Origin of the sequence: Agromyces aerolatus (assembly GCF_031432255.1) — a bacterium.
Lineage (GTDB): Bacteria > Actinomycetota > Actinomycetes > Actinomycetales > Microbacteriaceae > Agromyces.
The window spans coordinates 1-642 of sequence record NZ_JAVKGQ010000039.1; the positions used below are offsets into that span (position 1 = coordinate 1).

Annotated in this window: 1 protein-coding gene; it reads left to right on the top strand. The window is 71.5% G+C overall.

The window, feature by feature from the left end; translation table 11 throughout:
• Positions 1-110: 110 nt before the first annotated feature.
• Positions 111-642: DUF222 domain-containing protein (locus RH864_RS19185; protein ID WP_310519183.1), on the top strand; the 532-nt coding region annotated here is incomplete at its 3' end.

Here is a 642-nt window from a genome sequence, read left to right on the forward strand (position 1 = left end):
ACGGTGGTGGGGCGGCTGGTGGGACGGGCGGCGTTGACGCCAGTGACGCGGCCCACGCGGGTGCGAGCACTGACGGCCGAGGGTTCGAGGAGCTGAGCGGGCCGGGGTTGGTGCGGGTGATCGAGCGGGCGGGGCAGGTCAAACGAATGGTAGACGCGTTCCTCGCGCATGCCAGTGCTGAGGTGGCGCGGCGGTCGGCGCCGGAGTTCGGTGCGAACGGTTTGGCGAAACAGCACGGGCATGCCAGCCCGATCCGGTTGATCGAAGCCGCGACCGGCGGCGCGGCAGGCGAAGCAGCCCGGCTGGTCGCGGTCGGGCAAGCCACCCAGGAACGCCAGTCGTTCACCGGGACGATGCCGGCCAAGTTCCCGCACGTACGCGCCGCGCTCGACACCGGGCGGCTGAGTATGGAGGCGGCGAACCTGATCACCGGGATGCTCCGCCGGGTCGAACTCCGCGCCGACCCCGCCCGGGTGGGCTCGTACGAGCAGCGACTGGTCGAGATCGCGGCGCGGCAGCCGCTGTCGCTGGTGCGACGCGCGGTCACCACCGCGTACGCCCAACTCGACACCGACGGCGTGGGTCCTGCCGATGAGCGGTTGCATGCTGAGCGGTCGTTGACGTTCCGTGAAGACCCGGACG